Below are 19,916 nucleotides of genomic sequence, written 5' to 3'. Positions count from 1 at the left end.
GTGTTGTAGTAAATACTGCTCCGGCCGCGGGAAGTTCGGCGGCCGGTTGGCGCGGCGGTTGTGGTGACCAGGGGGAAACGGACAGTCATGAGCAGTGCGGGGGCGGACGGGCGGGACGACGGGCTCACGGGGGTGCGGCCGCTGGCGCCGGGCGATCCACGGCGTATCGGGTCGTATGCGCTGCTGGGCCGGCTCGGGGCCGGCGGGATGGGCCGGGTGTTCCTGGCCCGGTCGGCGGGCGGGCGCACGGTCGCGGTCAAGGTCGTCCACGAGGAGCACGCGTCGGACGACCACTTCCGGGCCCGCTTCCGCAGGGAGATCAACGCGGCGCGGCGGGTCGGGGAGCGGTACACCGCGCCCGTGCTGGACGCGGACCCGGACGCCGAACTCCCCTGGGTGGCAACGGGTTACGTGCCCGGCCCGTCCCTGGAACACGTCGTGCGGCAGTACGGCCCGCTGCCGGCGGACTCCGTGCGGGTGCTCGCCGACGGGCTGTTGCGGGCGCTCAAGGACATCCATGCGGCGGGGATCGTGCACCGCGACCTCAAGCCGTCCAATGTGATGCTCACGGTCGAGGGCCCGCGGGTCATCGACTTCGGCATCGCCCGCGCCCTGGACGCCTCGGTGGAGTCCCTGCTGACCAGCACCGGCATGGTCATCGGCTCGCCAGGCTTCATGGCACCGGAGCAGATCCTCGGCCAGGAGGTGGGCGTCGCCAGCGACGTCTTCGCGCTCGGATGCGTCCTGATGTACGCGGCGACGGGCCAGTTGCCGTTCGGGCAGGATGTGACCAACCAGCACGCGGTGATGTACCGCATCGTCGAGGGTGAACCGCAGCTGGATGCGGTGGCGGACCAGGCGCTGCGTGAGCTCATCGGGCACTGTCTGGCGAAGGATCCGGAGCAACGGCCGGGCGTGGAGACGCTGTTGGAGGCCGCCGAGCAGGAGCGTCCCGCCGGCGCCGGTCCGGCCAGTGGGGAGTGGCTGCCCGCCAAGTTGGTGGTGGCCCTGGCCCAGCAGGCGGCCCGGTTGTTGGATGCGGATGCGGGGGTGGACGCCGGGGCGGAGGCTTCGGGCGGCCGCCCGGCGGGGGGAGTGCCGGAGGCGGGTGCTTCGAGCGGTGGCGACCGGGCGACGGTCGGCCTTCGGGCCGGCGGTGGCGCTTCCGGGGACGCGCCGCAGCACGTGCCGGCGGAGGTGTCGCCGGCGGTGCCGCAGGAGGGGGTGCCTGAGCGGTCGGCCCGTACGAAGCCGGCCCGTTCCGCTGAACGGGAGCGGCGGCGGCGCCCGTTGGTGGTCGGCGTCGGACTGGTGGCCGTGGTCACCGTCGGGGGCGGTGCCGTGCTGGTCCTCCAGCCGTTCCAGCGGCAGCAGGCGTCACCGCCGGCGAACGGGCGGAGTGCGGCGCCGGTCAACCCCGGTGCACCGGCCCCGTCGAGCCCATCACCGTCGCACTCCAAGGACGCGAAGTCCAAGGATTCCGGTGGTGGCGAACAGGGCGGCGGGAGCGCCAAGCCCTCGGCCGGTCCCGCGGGGGCCGGCGGGGCGGGTGCGACCGGCGGCAGCGCTTCGGGCGGTGGGACGGGTTCCTCGGGCGGCGCGACGGGAGGCGGCTCGTCGGGCGGTTCGGACAGCGCAAGCGGCGGCAACAACCCTGCCACCGGCGGTGGTTCGGGGTCCGGTTCCGACTCCGGCGGCAACGCCGTCCCGGCGTCCTTCGTCGGCACCTGGCACCTGACCAACCCGTACGCGCAGCAGCCGGGCAAGGTGGTCATCTCCCGGGCGGCCGACGGCCAGCAGGCTGTCCGGCTGATCAGCGACGTCACCGGCACCGGCCACTGCGAGAACGTGGCCCGGCTGGAGTCGGTGTCGGCCGGCGGTAGCCGCATCAACCTCAGCGCCGCCTCTGTGGACCAGGCCCGCTCCAACGGCATCTGCGGCACCGCCGACCCGTCCTACTTCGCCCTGGACGACCCCGGCGGCATCCGCCACGACGTGGGACCCGCCCACGGCAACGGGTACCACTACGAGCGTGTCAACTGACGTGAGGTGAGCGGTTGTTGGGCCGGGGCCACCATGTCATGCGACGAGTAGTGGCCCCGGGAGCGCGGCAGCAGCGTGGTCAGGAATTCGTGGTGCACACCGCGGTGATCCAACGCCCGCCGCCGGCATTGGAGATGGCATTGGTTTCGGCCTCGGCCCTCGTGGCGCCGTGACCACCCCAGTATTCGTGGGTGTTGGAGTTGTAGGCGAAGGCGCCGCACTTGTTCGCGAACGCCGTCAGGACCTTGCAGCCGGTGCTGTAGCTGGAACACCGCGACAGTGCGCTCTGACTGGCGCCGCTCATGGTGGAGTAGTCCCAGGCCGTGCCGTAGCCGCCGTCGTGTCCCACGGCGATGGCACCGTATTGGTCCGGCGGAGCGGTCGTCGGATCGGGCTCGGGGGAGTAGCTGTAGGGAGGCGGAGAGTAGGTCGTCGGATCGTACGGCGTGGTGGGATCGTAGGGCGTGCTGTGCATCCACGCCGGCTCGGTCTCGGTCGGGGTGTCGGTGGGTGAAGTGGTGTAGGTGGGCGAGGAGTTGGCGTCGGACGAGCCGTTGCCGTGCGGGATGAGCAGCGCGACGAGCACGGCCACGGCGGCGACGATCAGGCCGGCGGCCGCCGCGCGGGCCGGGGGCTTCGTGGCGGAGGGCGTGGTGCCGGGGCCGGATGCCTGGCCCGGCGGGCGGTAGGGCGTGCGCGGGCGGGGCGGCGGGGGCCCGCCGAGGCGTCCGGCCCGGCGCCGGGCGGGTGCCGGCTTGATGGGGGTGGTGGAGGCGGTGGCGCTGGCCGCGGTGAGTTGCTCGGCCCACTGGGACGGTGTCGGCCGCTGGGTCGGGTCCGTACGGTGACTGGCGCGGGCCAAGTCGCCCAGTGCGGAGCTGAGTTGGGTCAGGGCGGTGGGATCGGTGGTGGTCTGGTCGCGGGCGAACAACCGCACGGCGAGCAGGCCCAGCTTGTGGACGTCGCCGGCCCGGGTGGCCTTCTCCTCGCCGTCGGGGACCTGCCAGTCGGGCGTCTCCGCCTGGGGTAGCACGGTGGTGCCCCGCAGGCCCATGGCGTCGCTGTCGATGAGGAAGCACTCGGGCTTGGGGGCGGTGGTGAACAGCAGGTTCTTGGGGGAGAGGTCGCCGACCGTGATGCCGATGCGGTGGAAGCGGTCGAGCGTGGTGGCCAGGTCGGCCAGCAGCAGGAGCCGGTCCCGTTCGCTGATGCTCAGGCCGATGCCGGCGACGTAGCTGTCCTCGTTGAGCAGGTACTCCAGGTTCGCCAGCCGGCGGGTTCCCGAACTGCCGTGCAGGCTGCGGAGAGTGAAGTGGAAGCGGTCGGGGACGGCGCGCATCAGGAAGCCGCAGGCGCTGCCGCCGCGTTCGACGACGGCCGCGGGCCAGGCGGTCTTCTCGCACAGCCAGCGGCCGTCCGCGGCGTCCAGTTCGCCGAGCAGGGCCACCCGCGCGGCGAGCGCGGCGGCGTCGAGTTGGGGCAGTACCTCGGCGCGGTACTCCTTGTAGACGACGTTCCAGCCGCCGCCCTGTGCCTGGTTGATCTTCTTGTGCGGCACCTCGTACACCGTGCCCTGGCCGCCCTGGCCGAGTTGGCGGCCCAGGGTGAGCGTGGCGTGGTCGACGGTGGGGGTGCGGTCCGCGGTCATCGCGGGGCCGCCGTGCCGCGCGGCCAGACCGCCAGCAGACTCCGGTCGTCGTCGAAGGTCTCCCGGGAGAAGTCCAGCAGGTGCGCGAGCCAGGCAGGCGCGGGCGGGGTGGCGAGGTGGCGGGCGAAGAGCGCGCCCACCTGGCCGTCGCCGTCGCCGAGCGGGTCCGAGAAGCCGTCGGTGCCCACCAACAGCACCTGGTGTGCGGCGAGTTGGACGCGGGCCTGCTCGGGCGGATCGGGGACGTGGGGCAGCGGGGTGACCTCGTTCGACACCAGCGGAGCGGCGGAGCCGGTCTTGGAGCCGAACAGTTCCCGGTACCGCCCGGTGGTCAGGTCCAGGAGCCAGGCACACGAGTCCCCGACGCGGCAGAGCTCGACCACCGGGCCCGCCGGTTCGGGGCGCACGACGCCGGCCACCAACGTCGTCGCATACAGGCCCGCCACCTCGCCCGGCTCGGGCTCCCGCCCGCCCAGCCGCCACTTGGTGAGCTCGCGGAGCCGTTCGGCAGCGTGCCCGGCCACGTCGCGGAAGTCCAGCCGGTCCTCGGGCGCGAACGCCAGGTCAAGCATCCGTTCCAGGGCGGCCCGGCACGCCTCGACGGCGCCGAACTCGGAGTTGGTGGCACTGGAGACGCCGTCCGCGACGGCGAAGGCGACGCCGCCGGTCGACTCGTGCGCCGCGGCCCGGGCGGCGTCCTGGCGCGGCTGCCGGTAGTAGCGGTGCTTGGCGCCCCGCACAGTGGCAAAACGCAACGAGAGATGGTCAGTTGACCAGCCGTCACATTCGGTGTCGGGGAATTCGAAGGCGTACTGGCCCGGGGGCCGGGCCTCGAACTCGGGGCCCGGCTCGCCCACCGTGATGCGTTGCCAGGGCGGGGGCCCGGAGGTCGCCGGGACGGGCGGTGCCTGGCGGTGCGCCGTCGTGGCCCCCTCGCCGGTGGGAGGGGTCACTGCCCCACCTCGTCGATGGCCATTTTGAATTGCTCCGGGCGGTTCACCACCAGCTGTGGGCTGCCCGAACTCAGCGCGTGGCCCGAGGCGACCAGGCTGGAGGTGAGCGCGTGGAAGAACTCGGCGACCGCCTGACCGATGTCGGTGCCGGGCTTGGCCACGAAGGCGAACTCCGGGCGGGTCGCCACCTCGACCATGGTGGCGGGCTGGGCGTCACCGATGCCGCAGGCGACGATGTTGGGCGCGGTCGGTGTCTGGGACTTGTCGATCAGCCTGGCGTGCGGGCCCCGCCAACTCCCGCCGTCGGTGGGCTGCCCGTCGCTGAGGAAGAACACCACCGGGCGGTGCACCTTGTAGCCCTCGCCGCGCAGCCACTGCACGTCCGACGGGATCCGGTCCAGGAGGTCGTCGAAGACCGCCTCGTAGTTGGTCAGGCCCCGGATGACCACCTTCGGCAGAGTGGTCTCGGTGCGCATGTCCGCCACCGCGAGCCGGACCTGCACATCGTCGGAGAACCCCAGGATCGCCAGCCGCAACTTGGCCGCGATCATCGGCTCGGCCCGCAGCCCCTCGCACAGCGAGATCAGGCCGTCGGACAGCTCGTTCCGGTACGGGCCCATCGACCCGGACTCGTCCGCCAACACATAGGCCGGCAGCAGCACACCCCTCGTCTCGGCCATACAGATCCGCTCCCCCGTCTCTGTTGTGTGCGTCAACTCGCTTCTAGAGTAAGGAGTTTGCTCCCTATGAGCGCTCCCCTCGCTGCCGTATCTTCCCAAAGAGCGGAGACCGGCGGAAGCGACTCGGGGGAGTCAGCGTGGGCGATTACTACGGGAAGACCGGATCCGGTGCGCCGGAGCTGCCCACCTGGCGGGGGACGCCACGGGCGGTGCCGCCACCGTTGGGACGGCCACGGCCGTCCCCGCCGGCCACGGAGCCGGGGCGGGCGGCGCGGCCGCCGTGCGCGCGGCCGGGCCCGCCGTCCGGTCCGCAATCCGGGCAGCGGTCCGGTTCAGGGCCCGGTTCACGGTCTGTTCCGCGATCCGCTCCGGGCCCCGCTTCGCGGTCCGCCCGGCCGGCTGGAGCCGCTACGGAGGCGGCGACCTGGGGTGCCGCCCCTCCATCGGGCCCGGGGCCCGGCCACGCGTCAACTCCCGGATGGCAACGGGGAGATGACCGGGCGACGAGGCCGCATCGGTCAGCGGCGGGGGGCGCTCGCACGGTCCCCGCCGACCCGGCGCCGGAGCCCACGGTGCCGGCCCCGGTACGGAAGGTGCTCCTGGCCGGCATTGTGCTGCTCGGGGTGCTCGCCCTCCTGATCGTGTACGTCGGCTCGGACCCATGGGGCACGACCACGGTCCCGAACGAGGCCCCGACCGCGGCCCCGAAGGGAACCGGGGACCGGGACCGCGCCCCCTTCCTCCAGGCACTGGACAACCTGGCCAGGGCCCGCGGCCTGCGCTACCAGGACACCGCGACGGGCACCGCGGAGCGCCGCGAGGTGTCGGTCTCCTCGTCCGGGATGCTCACGGGAACCGTCGGCCACCGGGCCAAGGGGGCCGCGCCGCAGGACGTCCTCCGGATCGGCGACCGGACCTACACCCGCCGGCAGTCACCCCGCGGCGAGGGGAACCCCGACGGTGCGAAGACCACGGACGGCGCGAAGGCCATGGACGGTGCGCGGAATCCGAACGAGCGCTCCCGAGCCGCCCAATGGACCGTCGACGCACCCGGCGAGACCGCCACGGTCCGCCAACTCGACCGCTTCCAGGCGCCGGCCGCCCTGGCAGCGCAGCTCCGGCGCGCCCTCGATGCCACCCACGCACTGCCCGACCCGAAGGGCACCGGGCACACGTCCGAGTCCGTGGACGGGGTGCCCGCGCTGCGCGTCGACACCCCCGCCGGCCGCCTGCTGGTCTCAAAGGGCAAGCCCTATCGGGTACTTCGGCTGGAGCCGTACGCCCCCACCGCGCACTCCGCGCCGCCCCGGAAGCGCGGCGCATCGTCCCCGCCGACGCCTTTGCAGGTCACCGTCGGCCCCCTGAAGGGCGGCGACTCCGCGGGGATGACCCTGACCCCGCTCTCCGACGACCAGGTCAGCACGGTGTACGACACCTTGGAGCGGGAGGCCGGGCGGCTGGACGACGCGGTCGACGGCGGGGTCGCCCTCTCCCTCGACGACGCGGGCGACCTCGGCTGCGGTCCTGGGGGGTGCTCCGTCACCGAGCGGTTCACCGGACGGCTGGACTCCGCGGCCCGGGCCCGTAGCGCCGACGGAACCGTCACCGCCGTGCTCCGGGCGACCGTCATCGTCAACGGGCGGAACGCCGGTTCGTGCACCAGCGACCGGGAGAGCTTCCCCCTGAACGGCGACTCGGTCTCCGGCTCGTTGTCCTGCCCGGTCACCGATGCCGGGCCGGATTCCGCCGGGGCCGACGCTGGCACTGGCAACTCCCTTTCAGGATCGGACACTTGGGGATACGGCCATCGGCGTGCACCCCGCCTCTCCGCCCGAATCCACGCCGACGTCGAGGCCGTTGCGCTGTCCGAGGACGAGGTGGGGCGGCTGGTCGAGGAGGTGCAGCGGGAGCGGGGCGGCGCGGGCGGGAGCGCGTCGTAACGGAAGGTCGGGGCCCCGGGAAAGCCCTGGACAGTCGCGCCAACCTGCTGCAAAGGTATGCACTATGACGCATAATGATCCTTTGGTGGGTGCGGGGTTGGCCTGGCCGGTGGGCTTCCGGGCCTACGCCGGGCACGGCGGGCTGCGCGAGCGAGGCGACGACATCTCGATCGTGGTGTCGGACCAACCGGCCGTCAGTGCCGCGATGTTCACCCGGAGCCTGTTCGCCGGGCCCGCGGTGGTGCTCAGTCGCGCCCACGCCGCCGAGCGGAGGCTGCGCGCCGTGGTGACGCTGGCGCAGAACGCCAATGTCGCCACCGGCCGGAGCGGGGCGGAGCACGCCGCCGAAGTGGTCGGCCGGGTCGCCGACCTCGCCGGCGTCCCGGACGGGGCGGTGCTGATCGGCTCCACCGGCGTGATCGGGCGCCCGCTGCCGATGGACGCGATCCGGGCGCACTTCGACGCGGCCGCACGGCGCGGCACCGCCGCGTTCACCGCGGCCCCGCTGGACGTGGCGCGGGCCATGATGACCACCGACACCCGCCCGAAGACCGCCGTCCGCACGGTCGGCGGCGCCCGAATCGTCGGCATCGCCAAGGGCGTTGGCATGCTGGAGCCGAACATGGCCACGATGCTGGCCTATGTCTTCACCGACGCCGAGATCGGCGCGGCGGAGCTGGACGGCGCGCTGCGCACGGCGGTCGACGCCACGTTCCACTGCCTGAGCGTCGACACCGACACCTCCACCTCCGACACCGTGGCGGTGATCGCCAACGGTGCGGCCGGCCCGGTGGATCCGGGTGACTTCGGCCGGGCGCTGGCCGACCTGTGCCTGGACCTCACCCGGCAGTTGGCGAGCGACGGCGAGGGAGCCACCAAGCTGTTGCGGGTGACCGTCACCGGGGCGCGGGACGCCGCGCAGGCCCGGCGGATCGCCAAGAGCGTCGTCAACTCCCCGTTGGTGAAGACGGCCGTGCACGGCGCGGACCCCAACTGGGGGCGGGTCCTGATGGCCATCGGCAAGAACACCGAGGACCGCGACATCGCGCCGGACCGGGTCACCGTCGCGTTCGGCGACACCGAGGTGTACCCGGCCGAGCCGACCGACGACGTGCTGACGCGGCTCAGCGCCGCCATGCGGCGCAGCGAGGTCGAGATCGCCGTCGGCCTCGGCTTGGGGGGCGGCGCGGCGACGGTGTACGGCTGCGACCTGTCCGCCGGGTACGTCCGGGTCAACGCGGACTACACGTCGTGAGCGGACAACGGCGTTGCCCCGGAAGGCAGTTGGCCCTTCCCTAGGGTCTCTCCGACGGGTCGGGTCGGACAGACCCTGGGGCCTGTCCGACAGGGGCCGGCCGGCGGCGGATCAGTCGTCGAGCGGGCGCCAGGCCGGGCCGTCGCCGGCCGGTCCGACCCGGCCGAACACCACGTCCGCGAAGTGGATGCCGAAGCCCAAGGTGTCCGGCTCCCGGAGTTCGGCGAGGAGGTGGCGGCGGGCGTCGGCGGCCAGGGCGGGGTCGTGGTCGACGGCCGCGGACCACTCCGGGTGGTCCACCTGGATCGGCGAGTGCAGGGCGTCGCCGAAGGCGATCAGCCGCTGCCCGCCCGAGGAGATGACATAGACCGCGTGCCCGGCCGTGTGGCCGGTCAGGAACCTGACCCGGACGCCGGGGAAGACCTCCTCGCCGTCCGCCACGGTCCGCACCCGGGGCGCCAGCGCGGAGAGCATCCGGTCGTCGATGCCGTGCGCTTCGAGGAGGTGGCGGTGGTGCCACTCGGGCTCGGTGACCAGGTAGTCGGCGTGCGCGAAGGCCGGGCGGTCGGAGTCCGGGGCGGGATGCCAGGCCCAGCCGATGTGGTCGGAGTGGAGGTGGGTGAAGGCCACCGCCTCGATGTCGGCGGGGGTGCGGCCGTGGGCGGCGAGGCTGTCCAGCAACGCGCCGCCGTGCAGCGTGCCCACCGGCCGGTCGGGATCGGCCGCGGGCGCCAGCGGCCCGAGGCCGGCGTCGATCAACAGGGCGCGGCCGTCCCGCTCCACGAGGAGCCCGCCGACGCCGGCCGCCAAGTGGCCGGTGGCGTCGAGGTATTCGGGGTGGGCGGCCCACACCTCGTCGGTGGTGTCCGGGAGCCAGCGGCGCGGGATCAGCTGCGCCACGCCGTCGGGCAGGTACGTCACGGTCGTCTCGCCGAGCCGCAGCGAGCGGAGGGTGGCGGGGCGGCGCAGTCGTTCGTCCTGGCTCGGGGCGGAAGTGCTCATGGTGGCTGGTCCTCCTGAAGTGCGGTGCGGACAAGGGGTGTTGGTCCCCGGGTCCAGCGGTGGGGATGCCGACGCCGACCCGTTCGGGACGGCGACCACGTCACCATAAGCATCAAGTTTGAATCATTCAAGCTCGGAATATTTAGGTTGTATGCGCTTGTTACGATGGGCCCATGACCACCGACCCGGAAACGCCGGCCCTTGCGGAGCGCCAGCTGTGCGGCCTGGTGAACGGGATGGCCCAGCAGATCTCCGAGCACATCCGACGGCGCGCGGCCACGTTGGGCCTCACCGCGCCCCAGGCCGTCGCGCTGCGCGAGTTGGCCGGGCCGATGACCATGCGGGAGCTGGCCGCGCGGATGACCTGCGAGCCCTCCAACGCCACCTTCGTCGTCGACAAGCTGGAGAAGCAGCAGCTCATCGAGCGCCGCGCGCACCCCACGGACCGCCGCGCCAAGCAACTGGTCCTCACCCCGCGGGGCACCGAGCTCCGCGAGCGGCTGCTGGTGCTGCTCGACGCGGATTCCCCGCTCGCGGCGCTGAGTCGAGAGGAGAAGGGCACCCTCCAGCGCCTGCTGCAACGGGCGATGACGCACCCGCCGACGGGGGAGTAGTCGCTTGGCGGCGGAGCCGAACGAGGACGACTAGCGCTGCGGCGGCGTGGCGGGACGGTCGCTCACCGTTCGCCGCCCGCGTCGGCGGCGGGTGCCTCCGCCTGATCGAGCGCGCGCAGCGCCGCGTCCAGGGCGGCGCAGTCCTCCCGCGAGATGTGCGAGACGAACCGCATCAGCGTCGCCCGCCGGTCCGCGCTGCGGCCCAGCGCGTCCTGCATCAGCCCGGCGGTGTACTCCTCCCGCCCGCGCGCCGGTTCGTAGGCCCAGGCCCGGCCGACCTTGTGGCGCCGCAGCCAGCCCTTGCGGTGCAGGATGTTGGCGACCGTCAGCACCGTGGTGTAGGCCACCGGCCGGACGCGGTTGATGTCGTCCACCACCTCACGGACGGTCGTGGGCCGTTGCCACCGCCACAGCCGGTCCATGATCTCGGCTTCCAGGCCACCCAGCCGTCGCACGACTGCCTCCCCTCCTCGGGCTCACCGCTCGCGGACTGATGTCGGGACCGCGCACGGTGCGCCACATCGTAGGACGCGGTCCCCGGCGCCGCCCGCGCGCCGACGCCCTCCACACCGGCGGGGTGTGGAGGGCGTCGGTCCGGAAGGAGCGGGCGGGGCCCGGCAGTTGGGCCGTCCCTCGGGTGGCGCGGCCTCGCCGTCGTCGTACGGGGGCTCAGTCGCCCGCCGCCTGGAATCCGCGCAGCCGCAGACTGTTGCCTACCACGAAGACCGAGGAGAAGGCCATCGCGGCGCCCGCGATCATCGGGTTGAGCAGGCCGGCGGCGGCCAGCGGCAGGGCCGCCACGTTGTAGGCGAAGGCCCAGAAGAGGTTGGACTTGATGGTGCCCAGGGTGCGGCGGGAGAGCCGGATCGCGTCCGCCGCGGTGCGCAGGTCGCCACGCACCAGCGTCAGGTCGCCGGCCTCGATGGCCGCGTCGGTCCCCGTGCCCATCGCCAACCCCAGGTCCGCCTGGGCCAGCGCCGCCGCGTCGTTCACGCCGTCTCCGACCATCGCGACCGAACGGCCCTCCTGCTGAAGGCGCTTGACGACCTCGACCTTGTCCTGCGGCAGCACCTCGGCGATCACCCGCTCCGGGTCGATGCCGACCTCGACCGCCACCGAGCGGGCCACCGCCGCGTTGTCACCGGTCAGCAGCACCGGCGTCAGCCCGAGCCCGCGCAGCCGCGAGATCGCCTCCGGGCTGGTCTCCTTGACGGCGTCGGCCACCTCCAACACCGCCCGGGCCGCGCCGTCCCAGGCCACCGCGATCGCGGTCCGCCCGGCCGCCTCGGCCGCCGCCTTGGCCCGCGCCAGCTCCTCGGGGAGCGCGATGGCCCACTCGGCCAGCAGCTGCTCCCGGCCGACCAGCACGGCATGCCCGTCCACGACCCCCTGCACGCCCAGCCCCGCGACGCCCGCGAAGTCCTCCGGCCTCGGCAGCGGGCCCACCTCGGCGCTCGCGCCGGCCGCCACCGCCCGGGCGATCGGGTGCTCCGAGGAGTGCTCCAACGCGCCGGCCAGCCGCAGCACTTCGGCCCGGTCGGTGCCCGCCGCGGTGTGCGCGGCCAGCAGCGTCATCCGCCCGGTGGTCACCGTGCCGGTCTTGTCCAGGACGATGGTGTCGACCTTGCGGGTGGACTCCAGAACCTCAGGGCCCTTGATGAGGATGCCGAGTTGGGCGCCGCGCCCGGTACCGACCATCAAGGCGGTCGGCGTGGCGAGCCCCAGGGCGCACGGACAGGCGATGATCAAGACCGCGACCGCGGCGGTGAACGCGGCGGTCAGCCCGGCGCCGCTGACGATCCAGAAGCCGAGGGTGGCCAGCGCCAGGGCGATCACCACCGGGACGAACACCGCGGAGATCCGGTCGGCCAGCCGCTGCGCGGCCGCCTTGCCGTTCTGCGCGTCCTCCACCAGCTTGGCCATCCGGGCGAGTTGGGTATCCGCGCCGACCCGGGTGGCCTCGACGACCAGTCGCCCGCCGACGTTCAGGGTGGCGCCGGTGACGGCGTCGCCGACCGCGACCTCCACCGGCACCGATTCGCCGGTCAGCATCGAGGCGTCCACGGCCGACGCGCCGTCCACCACCGTGCCGTCCGTCGCGATCTTCTCGCCCGGCCGAACCAGGAACCGGTCCCCGACCCGCAACTCCCCGATCGGCACGGTGGCTTCCTCGCCGCCGCGCAGCACCGTGACGTCCTTCGCGCTCAGCTCCAGCAGCGCCTTGAGCGCCGCACCCGCCCTGCGCTTGGCGCGCGCCTCGAAGTACCGCCCGGCCAGGATGAAGGCGGTGACGCCGGCGGCCGCCTCCAGATAGATGTTGCCGGCGCCGTCGCTGCGGGCGATGGTCAGCTCGAACGGGTGGGGCATGCCGGGCATGCCGGCCGTCCCGAAGAACAGTGCCCACAGCGACCAGAGGAACGCGGCCGAGGTGCCGAGCGAGATCAGGGTGTCCATGGTGGCCGCGCCGTGCCGGGCGTTGGTCCACGCGGCCCGGTGGAACGGCCAGGCGGCATAGGTGACGACCGGCGCGGTCAGCGTCAGCGACAGCCACTGCCAGTAGGTGAACTGCAACGCCGGCACCATCGCCAGGGCGATCACCGGCACGGCCAGCGCCACCGCGGTGATCAGCCGCTGCCGCAACGTCCGCAGCGGATCCGGTTCCGCGCCGCCGCCCTGTGCGCCGTCCGCGGCCTCGCCGCCCGCGACGGGGGCGACCGGCGCCGGCTGCTGCGCGCTGTACCCGGTGGCCTCCACCGTGGCGATCAGGTCCCCGACCGAGACGTCGTCCCGGAAGGCCACCTTCGCCTTCTCGGTCGCGTAGTTGACGGTCGCGTCGACGCCGTCCATGCGGTTGAGCTTCTTCTCGATCCGGGCCGCGCAGGAGGCGCAGGTCATGCCGCCGATGGCGAGCTCGACCTCGGCGGCGCCGGGACTGGTGGTGGTCATCTTTCTGCTCCTCGCAGCTCACGGAAGGGAGGTACGCGCGTCGTCTGGCGCCCCTCCCTGATACCCCTGGGGGGTATCAGGGGGGCGAGTTCATGTATACCCCCCACCTGTATGCATCGCAAGGGAAGGCGGTCGATCGATTGAATACCCCCAGGGGGCATGGAACGAGGGAATTGTCCGGCGTTGTCTAGGGGCGGGGGAGTGGCCGCCGCCCCGCGCCCACCAGCGCGAACCGTCCGCCCGCTGCTTCGACCGCGGGCTTTACTGCACATTGGTTGCAAGTAAAACCATCGCGCACGACTGTAGGGAGGGTGCCCCGGCAGAGGTCGGGGGCGAAACGGAAGAAAGCAGTATCAAGCATGTCTACGTCCCCCTCCCCGACCCTGGCCGGCGAGGCACCCCCGCCGTCGCGCCGGCAGCGGATCGCGCGGTCGATGACCCGCGCCGAGTGGGGGCGGATGGCCGGCATGGCCGGTTTCATCCTCGCGCTGCACGTGATCGGCTGGTTCACCCTGGTGGCGATCGTGGCCCCGGAACACTACAGCCTGGGCACCAAGAGCTTCGGCATCGGCATCGGCGTCACCGCGTACACCCTCGGCATGCGCCACGCCTTCGACGCCGACCACATCGCCGCCATCGACAACACCACCCGGAAGCTGATGAACGAGGGGCAGCGCCCGCTCTCGGTCGGCTTCTGGTTCTCGCTGGGACACTCCAGCATCGTCTTCGGGCTGGCGCTCCTGCTGTCGCTGGGTGTCAAGGCGCTCGCCGGACCGGTCAAGGACGACAACTCCCAACTGCACGCGATCACCGGGCTGATCGGCACCACCGTCTCCGGCGTCTTCCTGTACCTCATCGCCGCGATCAACATCGTCATCCTGGTCGGACTCTGGGGCGTCTTCCGGCGGATGCGCGCCGGCGACTTCGACGAGGCGGCGCTGGAGGAGCAGCTCAACAACCGCGGCCTGATGAACCGCATTCTCGGCCGAGTGATGAAGTCGATCACCAAGCCCTGGCAGATGTACCCGCTCGGCCTGCTCTTCGGGCTCGGCTTCGACACCGCCACCGAGATCGCGCTGCTGGTCCTGGCCGGCTCCGGCGCCGCCTCCGGCCTGCCCTGGTACGCCATCCTCTGCCTGCCGGTGCTGTTCGCGGCCGGCATGAGCCTGCTGGACACCATCGACGGCTCGTTCATGAACTTCGCCTACGGCTGGGCCTTCTCCAAGCCGGTCCGCAAGGTTTACTACAACCTCACCATCACCGGTCTGTCGGTCGCCGTGGCCCTGATCATCGGCACCGTGGAGCTGCTCGGCCTGCTCGCCGACAAGCTGGGGCTGCACGGCTGGTTCTGGGACTGGATCAGCGGACTGGACCTCAACGTCATCGGCTTCGCCATCGTCGGCCTGTTCCTCCTCACCTGGGTCGTCGCCCTCGCGGTGTGGAAGTTCGGCCGCATCGAGGAGAAGTGGACCGTCAACGTCCGCCCGGCGCCGGCCGAGCAGGTCAACGACTGACCGCCGACCGGCCGCCGCCGCTCACCCGCCCCGGACCAGGTCCGCGCACTTCTCGCCGATCATCATCGTGGTGATGCACGGGTTGACGGCGGTCAGGAACGGCATCGCCGAGCCGTCCGCGACCCGTAGCCCGGTCGTCCCCTTGACCCGCAGCTGCGGGTCGAGCGGGGTGGCCAGGTCGTCGGCGGCGCCCATCGCCACGGTGCACGCCGGGTGGTAGACGGTGTTGTGCGTGGTGCGGATGTAGTCCAGCAGGTCGCCGTCGGTGCGCGCGCTCGGGCCGGGGGCCAGCTCCGCACCGGCCCACTCGGCCATCGGGGACTGCGAGACGATGTCCCGCGCCAGCCGCAGCCCGTACGTCATCACCCGCACGTCGTGCTCGTGCGTGAAGTAGCGCGGGTCCACTTTGGGCTTGTCGCGGAAGTCGCGGGTGCGCAGCCGGACGGTGCCGTGCGAGCGGGCGCGGGTGACGTTCGGGGTCAGGCAGAAGGCGTTCTCGGACGTCGAATAGCCGCGGCGGTAGGTGTTCAGGTCGAACGGGACCTGACCGTAGTGGAACATCAAGTCCGGCCGGTCCAGGCCCGGTTCGGTGTCGTAGAAGATGCCGATCTCCCACCACTGCGTCGAGGTGTCCACCATCGGCCGCTTGGCGTCCCACATGATGACGCCCTCGGGGTGGTCCTGGAGGTTGGCGCCGACGCCGGGCGCGTCCACCAGCGGCGTGATGCCGACGGCGCGCAACTGGTCGGCCGGGCCGATGCCGGAGAGCATCAGCAGCTTGGGGGAGTCGATGGCGCCGCAGGAGACGATCACCTCGCGGCGGGCCGCCACGGTGCGGGTGTGGATCAGATCGGGGGAGAGGTAGTCCACGCCGGTGCACCGCAGCGCGTCGTCGAAGCGCAGCCGCTTGGCCTGCACCCCGGTGCGCACATCGAGATTCCGACGGCCCAACGCCGGGTGCAGGTAGGAGACCGAGGCGGAGGAACGGGTGCCGTCCGGGCGGCAGTTGATCTGGAACCAGTTGGCGCCCCGGACCACGGTCGCACCGGTGTTGAACGGGACGGTGGGGATGTCCACCGCCGCACACGCCTCCAACAGGGCCGCCCCGCACGGGTCTTGGGGCGGGATGCCGCGCAGCACCACCGGACCGGAGCGGCCGTGGTGGCCGCCGGGCGCGTCGTTGGTCTCCAGGCGTTGGAAGAGCGGGAAGCAGTCGGCGGCGCTCCAGCCCGTACAGCCCAGCGCGGCCCACTCGTCGAGGTCCTCGGCCGGGGCCCAGAAGGCGATGCAGGAGTTGTGGGAGGAGCAGCCGCCGAGGACCTTGGCGCGGGCGTGCCGCAGGAAGCTGTTGCCGTTCTCCTGCGGTTCGACCGGGTAGTCCCAGTCGTATCCGGACTCCAACAGGCCCATCCAGCGGTTCAGTCGGAGCACGTTGTCGTCGCCGACGTCACAGGGGCCGGCCTCCAGTACGCAGACCGTCACGGACGGGTCCTCGCTGAGCCGGGCGGCCACCACCGCGCCGGCCGTGCCGCCGCCGACCACGACATAGTCGAACGCGTCGGAGTGTTCCACGTGGGTCTCGTCGGACATGGCGCTGGCTCCAGGTCACAGGGGAGGGGCGGCGTCAGGGCGCGGCGGCTTCGGAGTCCGCGTCCTCGGCGGCGTGCGAGGCCAGCACGCCGGTGCGGTGCCGCTGGACGAACCAGTAGTAGGCGAAGCCGCCGAGCCCCACGATGCCGATGAACAGGAAGGCGCCCCAGCGCAGATACCAGTGCTGCGGGCCGGTGGCGTTGTAGACCGCGGCCCGCGGCCAGGCGAGGTTGACGGACATCGCCAGGCCCCAGAGCACCGCCAGGACGTTCACCGGCAGGCCGAACCGCCCCAGCGAGAAGCCGCCGGTGGTCCAGCGGCCGCGCAGCCGCTGCACCAGCATCGGCACGGTCACCATCAGATACGCCAGGTAGATCATGATGATCGCGATGCTGGTGATCACCGAGAAGATCTGCGGCTGGTTGACGTTGATCAGCAGGATCGCGACGCCCACCAGCCCGATCACGATCGCGGGCAGCACCGGCGTCTGAAACCGCGGGTTGATCCGGGCCAGCCGCGCGGACGCCGGGAGGTTGGTGTCCCGGGCCATCGCGAACATCAGCCGGATCGCGGCGGTGTGCACCGCCAGGTCGCAGACGGTGATGGCGATCACCACGCACCACAGCACGAGCTGCCCGACCGTCGGCCCGAGGGTGGCCAGCACCACGTACTGGAGGCCGTCCAACGACAGCCGCTTGTCGTGCAGATCGGGCGTGGCCAGCAGCGCGAACAGCAGGATCAGACCGCCGATGAGGAACGAGGCGATCAGCGCCCGCAGGATCGCCTTGGGCGCGTTGCGGGTCGGGTCCACGGACTCCTCGCCGAGCGAGGAGGCGGTGTCGAAGCCGTACATGACGTAGGCGGAGGCCAGCGACGCGGTCAGGAACGCGCCGAAGTACCCCAGGCTCTGACCGCTGCCCATGCCGAAGGTGCTGGTCAGCGTCGAGGCCGGGCCGCGGGTGATGTGCGCGGCCAGCAGCAGGATCAGCACGATCGCGGCGATCAACTCGATGGCCACACCCGCCGAGTTGATCCGCGCCATCAGCTTGACACCGAAGGCGTTGACCAGAGTGGTGAAGGCGATCAGCACGCTGCCCAGGAGCACCGCGTTGGCGGCCGCGTCGGTCTTCCCGGTGCCGTTGCCGACGAACTGGAACCACGACGAGATCTGCGGCAGCGTCACCTGGTAGGCCAGCGCCACCGCGGCCAGCGACACCATCGACGCGGTGAGCATCATCCAGCCGCCGAGCCAGCCCACATGCGGACCGCCCAGCTTCTTCGCCCAGTTGTAGATCGAGCCGGCCACCGGATAGCGGCAGGCCAGCTCGCAGAAGCACAGCGCCACCATCAACTGGCCGACGAAGACCATCGGCCAGGACCACCAGTACGCCGGGCCGCCGTGGCTCACCCCGAAATAGAAGAGCTGGAAGGTGCCGGTGAGGATGGAGATATAGCTGATGCCGGCGGCGAAGGTGTGGAAGTTGCCGAGGGTGCGCTTGAGTTCGGGCTTGTAGCCGAGTTCGGCCAGCCCGTCCTCGTGCGCCCCGTCCTCGGCGCCTTCCCCGGCGGAGTCGGACGGGACGGAACCGGTCACTCGAACCACCTCTGCGGACGCGGCGCGGTGTTCCGCCACACGTGCTTGGCCTCCGTGTACTCCGCGAGCCCGGCCGGCCCCAACTCCCGCCCCACGCCGGACTGTTTCATCCCACCCCACTCCGCCTGCGGCACATACGGATGGAAGTCGTTGATCCACACCGTGCCCGCCCGCAGCCGGGACGCCACCCGCTGCGCGCGCCCGGCGTTCCGCGTCCACACCGCCCCCGCCAGCCCGTACACCGTGTCGTTGGCCAGCGACACCGCCTCGTCCTCGTCGCGGAACCGCTCCACGGTCAGCACCGGCCCGAACGACTCGTCGCGCACCACCGACATGTCCGGGGTGCACTCGTCCAACACCGTCGGCAGGTAGTAGAAGCCGTCCGCCAGCGCCGGATCGTCCGGTGGCGCCCCGCCGCAGCGCAGCACCGCGCCCTCCGCCAACCCGGCCGCCACATACGCCTCGACCTTCGACCGGTGCGCGGCGGAGATCAGCGGGCCGGTGCGGGCGTCCTCGTCGAACGGGCCGCCGAGCGGGATCCGCCGGGTGCGCTCGACCAGTTCGTTGACGAAGCGGTCGTGCAGCTCGTCCTGGACCAGCAGCCGGGCGCCGGCCGAGCACACCTGCCCGGAGTGCAGGAACACCGCGGTCATGGCGTAGTCGACGGCGGTGTCGAAGTCGGCGTCGGCGAACACGATGTTGGGGTTCTTGCCGCCCAGTTCGAGGGCGATCTTCTTCACCGTGGGCGCCGCCGCGGCCATGATGCGTCGGCCGGTGACCAGCCCGCCGGTGAACGAGACCAGGTCCACCCGCGGGTCCTCGGTGAGCGGCGCCCCCACGACCGGGCCGGTGCCCAGCACCAGGTTCGCCACCCCGTCCGGCACCCCGGCCTCCGCCACCAGCCGCATCAGATGGATCGCGGTGTGCGGGGTCAGCTCGCTCGGCTTGAGCACGAAGGTGTTCCCGGCGACCAGCGCCGGCGCGACCTTCCAGGCCGTCTGCAACAGCGGGTAGTTCCACGGCGTGATCAACGCGCAGACCCCGACCGGCTCGTGCCGCACCGTGCTGTCGACCTCGGCGACGCCGGTGTTCACCACCCGGTCGGTACCGCCGGCCGCACCGAGGTTGCCGAAGTAGCGGAAGCAGCCCGCGATGTCGTCCATGTCGTAGCCGCTCTCCACCAGCCGCTTGCCGGTGTCCAGCGACTCGGCCCGGGCCAGCGCGTCCCGGTCCCGCTCCAGCAGCTCGGCGATCCGCAGCACCACCTTGCCGCGCTCGGCGGCCGGAGTGCGGGGCCAGGGCCCGTCGTCGAACGCCAGCCGGGCGGCGGTGAGCGCCGCCGCCACGTCCTTCGGTCCGCCCTCGTCGACGGTCGCGACCAGCGTGCCGTCCGCCGGGCAGCGGATCTCCCGCACCTGCCCGTCGGCCGCTGCGGTCCACTGACCGTCGATGAACAGCTCCGGCATCAGGTGGCCTCCGGTCCTCGCGGTGTCGTCTCCGGGCGGGGCGACCGCTTCAGGGCCCGTACGGGCGCGGCTCCCGACGCGACGGTCTCTCTCGGTGGTGAACTCGGTACCGAGCGTAAGTCCGGCGTCGGGGGACCGCACGGTGCGCGGCGCCGGGGCGCCCGGCCGGGGCCCGATGGGGTGAGTGCGCGGCGCTGCCCGACAATGGGGGCATGCACCTGGTCCCCGACGTCGCCGCGTACCTCGCCGGACGCTGGCACATCGCACGCACCGTCCACGACCTGCGGGCCGGCGCCGAGGGCGACTTCCGGGGCACCGCGGACTTCCGGCCGGACGGACCCGACGGGACGCTGTGCCACGTCGAGGAGGGCGAGCTGACCTGGGCCGGCGCGGTGCATCCGGCGACCCGCACGCTGCGGCTGCGGCCGCGGCCCGACGGCACCGCCGCGGTCACCTTCGCCGACGGCCGCCCCTTCCACGACCTCGACCTGCGGACCGGCCGCTGGACCGCCGTCCACCCCTGCGCCGCGGACCGCTACGACGGCACCTTCACCGCCGTCACCGCGACGTGCTGGCACCTTCAGTGGCGGGTCACCGGCCCGACCAAGGACCAACTGCTGCGCTCGGTCTACCGCCGCGCCGACTGACCCGCACCACGCCCGCGCGCGGCG

At 72.4% G+C, this 19,916-nt stretch carries 15 protein-coding genes; 6 read left to right on the top strand and 9 right to left on the bottom strand.

Annotated elements, in window-relative coordinates; genetic code table 11:
- The first annotated feature begins 87 nt into the window (after positions 1–87).
- Complete coding sequence (locus tag ACFVFQ_RS18960; RefSeq protein WP_383417010.1) at positions 88–2,043, top strand: serine/threonine-protein kinase; 1,956 nt, start codon at positions 88–90, stop codon at positions 2,041–2,043.
- Positions 2,044–2,122: 79 nt separating this feature from the next.
- On the opposite strand, the gene ACFVFQ_RS18955 is transcribed toward ACFVFQ_RS18960, so the two are convergent.
- From ACFVFQ_RS18955 to ACFVFQ_RS18945, 3 genes are read right to left on the bottom strand one after another with little or no spacing between them, the layout of a single operon-like run.
- On the bottom strand, positions 2,123–3,691 hold the full coding sequence (locus tag ACFVFQ_RS18955; RefSeq protein WP_383417007.1) for a DUF4189 domain-containing protein: 1,569 nt from the start codon (positions 3,689–3,691) through the stop codon (positions 2,123–2,125).
- Complete coding sequence (locus ACFVFQ_RS18950; protein WP_383417004.1) at positions 3,688–4,644, bottom strand: protein phosphatase 2C domain-containing protein; 957 nt, start codon at positions 4,642–4,644, stop codon at positions 3,688–3,690. Before ACFVFQ_RS18950 ends, ACFVFQ_RS18955 begins: the two co-directional genes overlap by 4 nt.
- Positions 4,641–5,324, bottom strand: coding sequence for a hypothetical protein (locus ACFVFQ_RS18945; RefSeq protein ID WP_383417002.1), 684 nt, complete (start codon positions 5,322–5,324; stop codon positions 4,641–4,643). The genes ACFVFQ_RS18950 and ACFVFQ_RS18945 overlap by 4 nt, the downstream gene beginning before the upstream one ends.
- 572 nt (positions 5,325–5,896) lie before the next feature.
- On the opposite strand from ACFVFQ_RS18945, the gene ACFVFQ_RS18940 reads away from it, so the two are divergent.
- Both ACFVFQ_RS18940 and argJ read left to right on the top strand, forming a co-directional pair.
- Complete coding sequence (locus tag ACFVFQ_RS18940; protein WP_383416999.1) at positions 5,897–7,264, top strand: hypothetical protein; 1,368 nt, start codon at positions 5,897–5,899, stop codon at positions 7,262–7,264.
- A gap of 64 nt (positions 7,265–7,328) precedes the next feature.
- Positions 7,329–8,519, top strand: coding sequence for a bifunctional glutamate N-acetyltransferase/amino-acid acetyltransferase ArgJ (argJ, locus tag ACFVFQ_RS18935; RefSeq protein ID WP_383416996.1), 1,191 nt, complete (start codon positions 7,329–7,331; stop codon positions 8,517–8,519).
- 111 nt (positions 8,520–8,630) lie between these two features.
- On the opposite strand, the gene ACFVFQ_RS18930 is transcribed toward argJ, so the two are convergent.
- A complete protein-coding gene (locus tag ACFVFQ_RS18930) occupies positions 8,631–9,521 on the bottom strand; it encodes an MBL fold metallo-hydrolase (protein WP_383416993.1) in 891 nt (296 codons plus the stop codon).
- 173 nt (positions 9,522–9,694) lie between these two features.
- On the opposite strand from ACFVFQ_RS18930, the gene ACFVFQ_RS18925 reads away from it, so the two are divergent.
- Positions 9,695–10,135, top strand: a complete 441-nt coding sequence (locus ACFVFQ_RS18925; protein WP_383416990.1) for a MarR family winged helix-turn-helix transcriptional regulator — start codon at positions 9,695–9,697, stop codon at positions 10,133–10,135.
- Positions 10,136–10,197: 62 nt separating this feature from the next.
- On the opposite strand, the gene ACFVFQ_RS18920 is transcribed toward ACFVFQ_RS18925, so the two are convergent.
- The gene (locus ACFVFQ_RS18920) at positions 10,198–10,590 is read right to left on the bottom strand and encodes a BlaI/MecI/CopY family transcriptional regulator (RefSeq protein WP_383416987.1); all 393 of its coding nucleotides are present in this window, start codon (positions 10,588–10,590) and stop codon (positions 10,198–10,200) included.
- Between the two features lie 214 nt (positions 10,591–10,804).
- A complete protein-coding gene (locus ACFVFQ_RS18915; protein WP_383416984.1) occupies positions 10,805–13,081 on the bottom strand; it encodes a heavy metal translocating P-type ATPase in 2,277 nt (758 codons plus the stop codon).
- A 434-nt stretch (positions 13,082–13,515) separates the two neighbouring features.
- Between ACFVFQ_RS18915 and ACFVFQ_RS18910 the strand changes: the two genes are divergently transcribed.
- Entirely contained in the window at positions 13,516–14,595 is a 1,080-nt protein-coding gene (locus ACFVFQ_RS18910; protein ID WP_383417386.1) for a HoxN/HupN/NixA family nickel/cobalt transporter, read from the top strand.
- A gap of 21 nt (positions 14,596–14,616) precedes the next feature.
- On the opposite strand, the gene ACFVFQ_RS18905 is transcribed toward ACFVFQ_RS18910, so the two are convergent.
- From ACFVFQ_RS18905 to ACFVFQ_RS18895, 3 genes are read right to left on the bottom strand one after another with little or no spacing between them, the layout of a single operon-like run.
- Entirely contained in the window at positions 14,617–16,185 is a 1,569-nt protein-coding gene (locus ACFVFQ_RS18905) for a GMC family oxidoreductase (protein ID WP_383416981.1), read from the bottom strand.
- Between the two features lie 34 nt (positions 16,186–16,219).
- Positions 16,220–17,779 (bottom strand): APC family permease, encoded by a 1,560-nt coding sequence (locus ACFVFQ_RS18900; protein WP_383416978.1) that lies wholly within the window; start codon positions 17,777–17,779, stop codon positions 16,220–16,222.
- Complete coding sequence (locus ACFVFQ_RS18895) at positions 17,776–19,245, bottom strand: aldehyde dehydrogenase family protein (protein ID WP_383416975.1); 1,470 nt, start codon at positions 19,243–19,245, stop codon at positions 17,776–17,778. Before ACFVFQ_RS18895 ends, ACFVFQ_RS18900 begins: the two co-directional genes overlap by 4 nt.
- 212 nt (positions 19,246–19,457) lie before the next feature.
- On the opposite strand from ACFVFQ_RS18895, the gene ACFVFQ_RS18890 reads away from it, so the two are divergent.
- Complete coding sequence (locus tag ACFVFQ_RS18890) at positions 19,458–19,892, top strand: DUF6314 family protein (RefSeq protein WP_383416972.1); 435 nt, start codon at positions 19,458–19,460, stop codon at positions 19,890–19,892.
- Positions 19,893–19,916: the final 24 nt, after the last annotated feature.

The organism is Streptomyces sp. NPDC057743 (genome assembly GCF_042798755.1).
Lineage (GTDB): Bacteria > Actinomycetota > Actinomycetes > Streptomycetales > Streptomycetaceae > Streptomyces.
Note: the sequence above shows the minus strand (reverse complement) of the source record. Positions and strands in the feature narration are given on the sequence as shown.